Raw genomic sequence first — 8762 nt, forward strand, 5'->3', positions numbered from 1 at the left:
CAATGCCCGGGTAGGATGGCGCAGGATGATGTCCATAGCGGGGTAGAGCTGACACTTGCAATGCTACAGATTCGCCGGCCGTCTTTCCCGCCGCGCCGGCCGCCGGTTCTGCTGACGGCCCCTCCGGGCGCGCTAGTGAAACCTGTGATAGTGACGCGGCCTCAGTTGCTACATGATGAATCGGCTGATGCAATGACAATGACATTTCTTCCGGCGAACGATGATCAATCGCCTCACGCAGCAACTGTGGCTGGTGATCTTCCGGCGGCAGGGATTTTTCGGCAGCAACGGGCCGCTGAATATCCGGCCTGGAGTTGCTATCGTCAACCTCGACCGCCAACCCCTGCACAGTCGGTTTATCGACCTGTTCTTGAGTGTCGCTTACTTCTTTTCTGTCGAGCGAATCAAGAGCAGAATGCGCGCTGGAATCAGCAGCAAAAGATTCCTGCGCGGCGGAAGCTGCCATGGCAGCATCGTCAGCAAACGAATCCACCTGCCGCTCCACCAGGGCAACACCGATACGGAATTCGTCGATTTGCTCGCTGCTGTTATCCAGGCTCAATGCCAACAGCACAAGATGCAGGACTGCCGCAGATATGACAAACCCTAGAATACGCATGGAACCTTATTGATATAACCTCGTCACGCCAACATCCGTTGTGTTTTTCATGTCATTCCGGTTGCTGATAAAACTCAAAAACCCCGTTATGGGTAACCGTACCATGGTGATTGCTGACCAGCAGATTATAGCGCCCCGGATAAAACGGTGCCGGCATGGTAACGTTTAAGCGGTTGCGCGACCGCAATCTAACGTTTTGGGCAAAGATAGGCAGCGGTATCGCCGATATGCCACTCGCATCCTGAAAAAAATACAGCAGACCATCATCGACAAGCAAAAACTTCGACAATCGGCTCAGCGGTATCGTACCAATCAACAGCGGTTGTGCCGGTCGCGTCACATCAACAAGATGAACTCCATTGCGTAGAGTAACAAGATAGACCAGATTTTGATGGAAACGCACTCCCTTGGCATATCCGGGCGGGGCAATGGTGCCGACCAGTTGGAGATTTGTTGGGTCACTGACATCGACGATTAACAATCCCGAGTCCCCGTTGGCGATATAAGCCAAGCCATCCTGCACATGGATATCGACCTGCTGGTCAAACTGTTGTGCCGGGAAAGGTGGACGGAATCGGTTGACCTTTTCGAGTTTGCCACTATCGTGGACGCGATAGATCAATAGACCCTGATCATAGGTCACACCCATCAGATAGTCATTCACTGCAACCATACTAACAATCTGTGGTGCTTCCACCTGATCAACAACATGCGCTGCGCCGATGTCGGCAACAGCAGTCACCTGCAAACCATTTCGAAGGGAGTAACTGATCAGATAATCATTGATGACCAGTAGGCGATTTGCCTCATTGTCAGGCCACTCAGCGAGCAGTTGTGGACTGGTGCGAATAGTCATATCAAAAACCCTGACGCCTGAGTTCATCTGTCTTACAAAAAGAAGGTTCTGATAACGGGCAAGAGAGGAACTCGGTGCTGGTGCATCGGCAAAAGGAGTAGCAATACCTTTTTGCTGATCAACAATTGCGACACCGCCAACACCAGCACGGTTTAAGCTAAGATAAAAAAATCCATCGACAACGATTCCATCGGTTACCCCCAGCAAGGAACCAATCCATTTTACTACCTGTCGCGATCGCAACTGCCGGCGATCAATTGTCAACAATCCTTCCAGGGATCCGGCACAATATAGATAGTCGCCGTTTTCTGCCAGAGTTTGCAGCCCCTCGGCAAATGACTTCTGTTCTGACATTGTCAGATCGCGCGTATCAAAAATGCGCACGCCGACACTCCGATCGATCAGATAGAGATGATTTTCCCCTCCGATCAGGCGCATGATGGAACCGAATTGATCCCAAACCTTAAGTAATTCCAGCTGACCCAGCCGAGCCGCATGCCCTAGTTCAAAAGCCCAGAGACTGTCTGTCAACGCAACGTAGAGCACCGTATTTTTCACCAGAACCGCACGCACAACAGATTCAAAACGCAACTGGTCAATCAGGGACAATGCGGTGGGATCACTGCAATCATAAAGGTAAAGTATGCCGCTGCGATCATGGAGAAAGAGTTGATTACCACTGAAGGCCATCCCTCTGACAGTAGTTGCATGATGTAGCTGACCCACCTGCCGAAACCGGGCGCTATCACTCGCATCATAAACCAGCAAAGACTGTGAGAGATTATTCACATACAGATAACCCGCGTGAAAATAACTGCTAATTACAGTATCACCGGTCCAGACTTCAGCCTCAACCCTGAGTCCGTTTTCCTGCAGAGCCATGACAACCAGCCCCAGGCGACCGCAGGATACAAAAACCTTGCCGCCACCATAGTGCAGATTAACAACCGAACGTCCGGGTAGATAGGTTTCGAGTATACGGGGTGAGTCGGGGACAGAAAGACTGATTAATTTCAAACCATCGTTGCTGCCAAGAAGCAGAAAATCGCCGACTATCAGGCTGGAGTTGTAATAACCATCCAACGGGTAGCGATTGACGATCGAATCCTGGTTACTGACATCCAAGACCAGGCTCACCCTGGTATCGCGATCAAAACCACTGCCGTCAAGCTGAAACTTTACGTCTGAACCGAGCGGTAAGCGCTGGATGAGCGGAGCATGAACCACCAGGTTCCCTGTCGTGCCAAGATATTTTTGAAATATTCCACCAAACCAGAGCAGCAGAACAACACCCAGGACAATGCAGGACAATAGTGCAATTAAAGGCAACGAGCGCTTCATCTGGTTACCTCCTCGACGGCCATGGAGGGATCACTGTCGGCTTTTGTCAGTAATGGATCGAGAATCTGATGCAACGCAAGCTTAGAGACCGGCTTATCAAGGTAACCGATAACTGGCAAGGTCAGCAGATCTGCAGGTTTATGCTCACCGATTAGACAGCAGGGTGGCAGCTCTTCTTTTAACTTCAGCAGCTGGTCAAGGTTCTTAGCTGTAAGCTCAGAAGTATCAAGAATCATCAGAACAACATCATTATGACGACACATGGCCATAGCATCATGGATATCATCTACGCAATCGGGCAAAATCTGCCACGCTGCCAAAGTCAGCCGCAGTAACTGCCGCTCAGCGGCATGACGGCCAAGATAAATCACTCGATGAGTACTTAAATTGCCATGGACATCGATGTCGGCAACAGGTTGCAGGGGCACAGCCGGCCCTGACATTTCACATGGTTGAACAGGGATGCGCGCAAGCAATTCAAACAAGTTGCGCCAGGTAAAGGGCTGATGGAGTAGCACCACATGATCAACCACCGGCATCTTGACCGTCGAATCACGGCAGACCAGCACAAGCTGCCTGGTTAGTTCCGTCAACTGAGCACAAAAGTCTTGTTCGTCACGTTGAATGTACCAGTCGTGGTCCAACAACAGGAGATGACAAACAGATCCCACGCGTTGTAGATCCAGCAACAACTGGTGACATTCTACTGCAGAGGGGGCATGGACTACGTCAGCACCTAACTCGGTCAGTTGCCTTTCGAGCACAGACGCTGAGGGTGTTGCAGCAACGGCAACAATGACCTGAGTACCAGACAAGTCAGTCACGGCGGCAGAGTGATGATGCTCAAGCAACAATAGGGACAATTCAACGGTGAAACAGCTACCAGCAGCAGGACAACTTGCAACACTGACCCGGCCATCCATCAAATCGACAAGCTGTTTGACAATCGACAATCCCAGACCGCTGCCGCTGCTGATTTCTGAAGACAGATCATTGTGTTGATAAAAACTATCAAAGATACGCTGGCTGGTTGTCGCGTCCATACCAATACCGGTATCTTCAACCGCAATGATAAATCGCCCTTTCCCCTGATGTTCCGGAATCAATTGCAACCGCGCAGTAATCGACCCTGCTGGGGTAAACTTGATTGCGTTGCCAATCAGATTCATTACAATCTGCCAGATTCTCGCCCGATCCCCGCGCGCCGCAACAAGTGCCCCCCGGGGGATGTCAGCAAGAAGTTCCACCCCTTTGGCCTGAGCCTGGGGCGCCAGCAACTCAACCACCTCCTCGACAATTCGGGCCGGTTCAATTTCATCAATATCCAGTTCCAGCACGCCCGCCTCAATACGCGCAATGTCAAGGACATCGCTGATCAATGCGAGCAGATCGTTGCCCGATTTATCGACGGTATTTACCAATATGCGCTGCTGCTCCGACAGCGGGGTGCGCTGCAGCAGGCCATTCATCCCCAGCACACCAATCAATGGCGTTCGCAACTCATGGGTCATTCGTGACAAAAACTGCGATTTAGCCTCATTTGCCGCTTCAGCCTGGCGGCGCGCCTTTTTCAGCTCAAACACAGCAGCACGTAATTCCGTCGTGCGCTGATCAACCGTTAACTCCAAATGGTCCTGATAACGGGCCTGTTGGCGTTGGTAATTCTCCACCTGATCCAGTATATGATTCAAACCGTCAACCAGTTGAGCAATTTCATCGTTGCTCATTTTTGTCGCCCGGACCGAATAATCCTGTTGAACTGATATTTTCTCCATTACCCCGGCAAGATTCAGCAAAGGCTCAGAAATCGGCTTTTGCAGACGACCGGCAAAAATCCATGAAAAAACAAACAACAACATCAGCGCCAGGGTCGTGCCGAAGGCAACACCACTTAACCGTCCATAAAGGGCGTCAAGGTCACTGAGCACATAAAGTGTGCCAACCCGTTTTCCTTCATAGAATATCGGGGTAAAAATACCGAGATGAGAAAAGCACGAATTGATTCGTTCTTCTGTTGCCGTTGTCCAGTAAGCTTTGTTATCAGCGGCGAAGTCGATTTCGAGAAACTTCCAGGCAAACGCAGAATTCTTCTGCGCTAAATATTCAGCAACCGGGTCGCCCTGACCATTGAACAGATACGCCGCATGAATATGTTTCTGGCTTGCCAAGGCGGCAAGAAACTTTTCTGTCTCTTGATATTGACTGAGGACCAGAGACTGACGGCTGCTATTACCAACGGCAGCAGTAAGTACCCGGAGTTCCTGAGCCAAGGCGGCTCTGGTGGCAAAGATCTCGGCGATCAGCACGACAAGGCTGACAATGACTAATAAAACCACACTGACCAGCATCAACAGCAGCGTCAGCTTGTTTTTAACAGATTGTCGTGACTGGATTTTAGCCATGAATGAGAAGTCCGGATATACTAATACTCAAGGTGTCACGACACCCTATCAATTCACGGCAAAAAAATGAAGTTATTAACAATGATGCTTTGGCAAAAAGCATCAGGTTGGGTGGCTAAGCTCAAAACGCCACATGCAAGGCGTGCCAAGGTTGAACCATGAGACCTGCTTACATCAAAGCAGTGAGATGATGGCGACTGTTTTTTAGACTGGCGCAGCAGTTGATGAGTTTTTTTGCGCCGCCATCAACAATGGCAAGGCGTCTGTTGCGCATTTCAGCTTTCAGCCACAAGCTGATTGCGCTATTGCCGCCACTGTTTTAGAGTGTCCCTCAAGCCCACTTAAGACCTAACACAACATAAAAACGAGCACACTGTATCCAACCTGCTGACCGGAGTTTTCTTTCCCATGAGCAAAAAAAACCACATTGCGAACAAATCTGCTGCAGTGCCGGTGGCTTTCCATCAGATGCCCCTTAAAGAACAGTTACTGCAGATCCATCAAGCACAAGGCAAAGAAAAATACCATCTGATCATTAACAGCAGTAAGCCGGAAATTGTTGTTCCGCGGCTACATCCCCAGGAACTCTATCTGACCGTTAATGAACTCGGTGCGCAAGATTCATTGGAATTAATTTCCCTTGCCACCCCGGCCCAGATTACCTTGATCCTCGACCTGGATTGTTGGGATCTGGATACCCTGAACCCGGAAGCAGCACTAAACTGGCTGGAGTTCCTGTCCAACTGCGATGAAGAAAAAATCCGCCAGTTAGCACGTGAGACTGAACCGGAAATTCTCGCCCTGATGCTCGGCAAACATCTGACCATTATCCGCGGCCTTGAAGCCTACGATGATGACGATGCTGAAAACGCCAAGCGCATGGAAGCGATTTACGACATTGAATACAAATCAGACGACGCAGCAAAGATCCTCGGGTCCCTGTTCAACATCTGGCAGGAACGCGAACAGAATCATTATCTGCAGATCATGGAAATTATTCGCAGCGAAAGCATGTTGATCCTCGAGGAAGAGGTTTACCAACGACGCAGCGCCCGTCTGCTCGACCTGGGAATTGTTCCGACCATGGACGCCAGAGTGATCTATACCAGGACGAATCCGCAAACATTTGTCGTTGGCGATAAACAGGACTTTCGTCTCGAGGCAGACAACCTGCCTAATCCGCTGGCACTGCTTAACAGCGCGACCCCGCATCATTTTCTGGCCGCGGTTCTTGAAGAGGGTATCCCCCATGAACTGGCCTGCGAAATGTTGCACCTGGTGAACCGCAAATTCAGCGCCGATCAGATCGATCTGTCGTCAACGACAGAAGTGCGTGAGGCAATGCAACAAACCTACGATATCCTCAATCTGGCGTTGGAGTATCTCGCCGGCAAGGATCTCAACCAGGCTACAGAAATTTTTCATACCACCTGGCTGCAGCGCCTGTTCCAATTGGGCCACAGTCTGATATCTCGTGAACAGGAACGTGCTGCTGCAATAAAAAAATACTCACATGTCGGATTAATGGATGAATCTGCAACCCTGTTCATCGACCTGTTGACCCAGCAACCTCCTCGTCATTATTGCGAAGGCTGCGATGCCTGCCCCAGTGAAATCCGTGCTATCAACACAATAGAGCAGATTCACCATATTGATGAGCGCTTGACTCAACTGGAAAGGATCCTTGATCGGCTTAACTAAAGTCCAGCCTAAAAAGGACGGTTAGACGCGGTAAAGAACCTAATGAGGCCAAACCACCTGGCCGGTTGACGCTAAAACTTCGTTCTTAATGAGAAATAATGCGTCTTCTGTTCAGCGCTTAACAGCTCTACTAACTCTCTGAATCTGCACAGATATCGGCTAAGGACCTGACCACTACCCGAGGCTGAACGACGGTTATTAACCTTCCGCCCCCCCTTGCATTTACCAAACCACATGATATTAATTTATTAGGTTATCCACTTCGCTCCAGCATAACAGTTAGAAGATCGCGACCGATGCGACTTGCTAATAATCTGGATCCTGCGACTTCGCGCAGGATGACACAGAAGGACGATGATGGAAAAAAAACGGGTGTCATTCTGCGCGAAGCGAGGCGTAGTCGCAGAATCCATATCCTGTTTTCTGATTTACTGGAGTCAAATAGCTAACCAGATTAATTTATTCAAGCAATTTCGCAATTTTATCAAGGAGGAACGAATCATGAATGGATGGATGAAATTTTTCACGGGGTGTGCACTCATCGCCCTTGTCAGTGCCTGCGCGCCGGTACCCCAACCACCTTTACAACCGCTGACAGCACCTGCTGTTAACAGTGGGGGCAAGGCTGCCAAGATCGATAACTTCCAGATCATTATCGACTCATCGTTGAGCATGGAAGAGGGAGGAAAATATTTTATCACAGCCAGGGACATTGCCAGTCGTATTAACCAGGGGATTCCAGCCGACCTGACCTATAATTCAGGCTTGCGTACTTTTGGCCACAACAGTTATCAATCGAAAAACCCAACTAATTTAATCTATGGTATGACCCGCCACGATCGTCAGACTTTTCACGATCGCCTAGGAACAATCCAATACATTGGCGGCACCAGCCCCCTCGCAGCAGCTCTTAACGCTGCCACGCAGGATTTAAAAACCGCAGGCGGTAAATCCGCGATTATTGTCATCAGTGACGGCCTAGACATGGATAACGCACCTGCTGCAGCTCAACAGGCAAAGGAGCAGCTTGGTGACAACTTGTGTATTTACACGATAGCCGTTGGCAATCAGCGCAATTCCATGGGACATAAAGTACTTGAGAAAGTTGCCCAGGCCGGGCAGTGTGGCTTTGCGACAACAGCCGCCAACCTGGCTGACGCCGGTGCCATGGCACAGTTTGTTGCTACCGTTTTCCTGACTGAACCTGCCCCAAAACCAGCTCCAGCCCCGGTTGTGCTTGACAGCGATGGTGATGGTGTACCCGACCACCTTGACAAATGCCCCAACACCCCGCGTGGCGTTGCCGTTGATACCCAGGGCTGCCCGCTTGACAGCGATGGTGACGGTGTTGCGGACTATCTCGACAAGTGCCCTGGCACCCCGGCCGGTGTCCGGGTTGATACTGATGGATGTCCGACCGTCCTCTCTTTGCGCATCAATTTTGGTTTTGACAGCGCAAACGTTTCAACCGAGTTTGATAGTGAATTAGCCAAAGCTGCAGCCTGTATTAGCAATTACCCCGGCCACGAGGTTGCTCTCATCGGTCACACCGACAGTGCCGGTCCTGAAGCCTATAACCAGACCCTCTCCGAGCAGCGTGCGGTGGCAGTCAAGAATGCTCTGGTTGAGCGCTTCAATGTTCCGGCAGCAAAAATGGTCGCCCGTGGCATGGGCGAAGAAAAGCCGGTTGCCGACAATAAAACCGAAGAGGGGCGGGCATTGAACCGACGGGTTGATGTGGCCTGTGGTTACGCCGTCCAATAGTCTTCAGCAAAGGATTTAACCACCAAACCAACAAAGAAACGGCCGGGAATTCCCGGCCGTTTCTTTGTTGGTTTGGTGG

General features: G+C 50.4%; 5 protein-coding genes. 2 read left to right on the forward strand and 3 right to left on the reverse strand.

What is annotated here, in order from left to right; all coding sequences use genetic code 11:
- From AC6F7T_RS10720 to AC6F7T_RS10730, 3 genes are all read right to left on the reverse strand, one after another.
- Positions 1-619: hypothetical protein (locus tag AC6F7T_RS10720; protein ID WP_500718712.1), on the reverse strand; the 619-nt coding region annotated here is incomplete at its 3' end.
- Positions 620-671: 52 nt separating this feature from the next.
- On the reverse strand, positions 672-2816 hold the full coding sequence (locus AC6F7T_RS10725; RefSeq protein ID WP_500718714.1) for a hypothetical protein: 2145 nt from the start codon (positions 2814-2816) through the stop codon (positions 672-674).
- Positions 2813-5218 (reverse strand): ATP-binding protein, encoded by a 2406-nt coding sequence (locus AC6F7T_RS10730; protein WP_500718716.1) that lies wholly within the window; start codon positions 5216-5218, stop codon positions 2813-2815. Before AC6F7T_RS10730 ends, AC6F7T_RS10725 begins: the two co-directional genes overlap by 4 nt.
- Positions 5219-5626: 408 nt before the next feature.
- On the opposite strand from AC6F7T_RS10730, the gene AC6F7T_RS10735 reads away from it, so the two are divergent.
- Positions 5627-6919, forward strand: coding sequence for a DUF6178 family protein (locus AC6F7T_RS10735; RefSeq protein WP_500718717.1), 1293 nt, complete (start codon positions 5627-5629; stop codon positions 6917-6919).
- A 501-nt stretch (positions 6920-7420) separates the two neighbouring features.
- Positions 7421-8683: an OmpA family protein gene (locus AC6F7T_RS10740; protein ID WP_500718719.1), complete on the forward strand. Its 1263-nt coding sequence runs from the start codon at positions 7421-7423 to the stop codon at positions 8681-8683.
- Positions 8684-8762 lie beyond the last annotated feature (79 nt).

The organism is Pelovirga sp. (assembly GCF_059864205.1).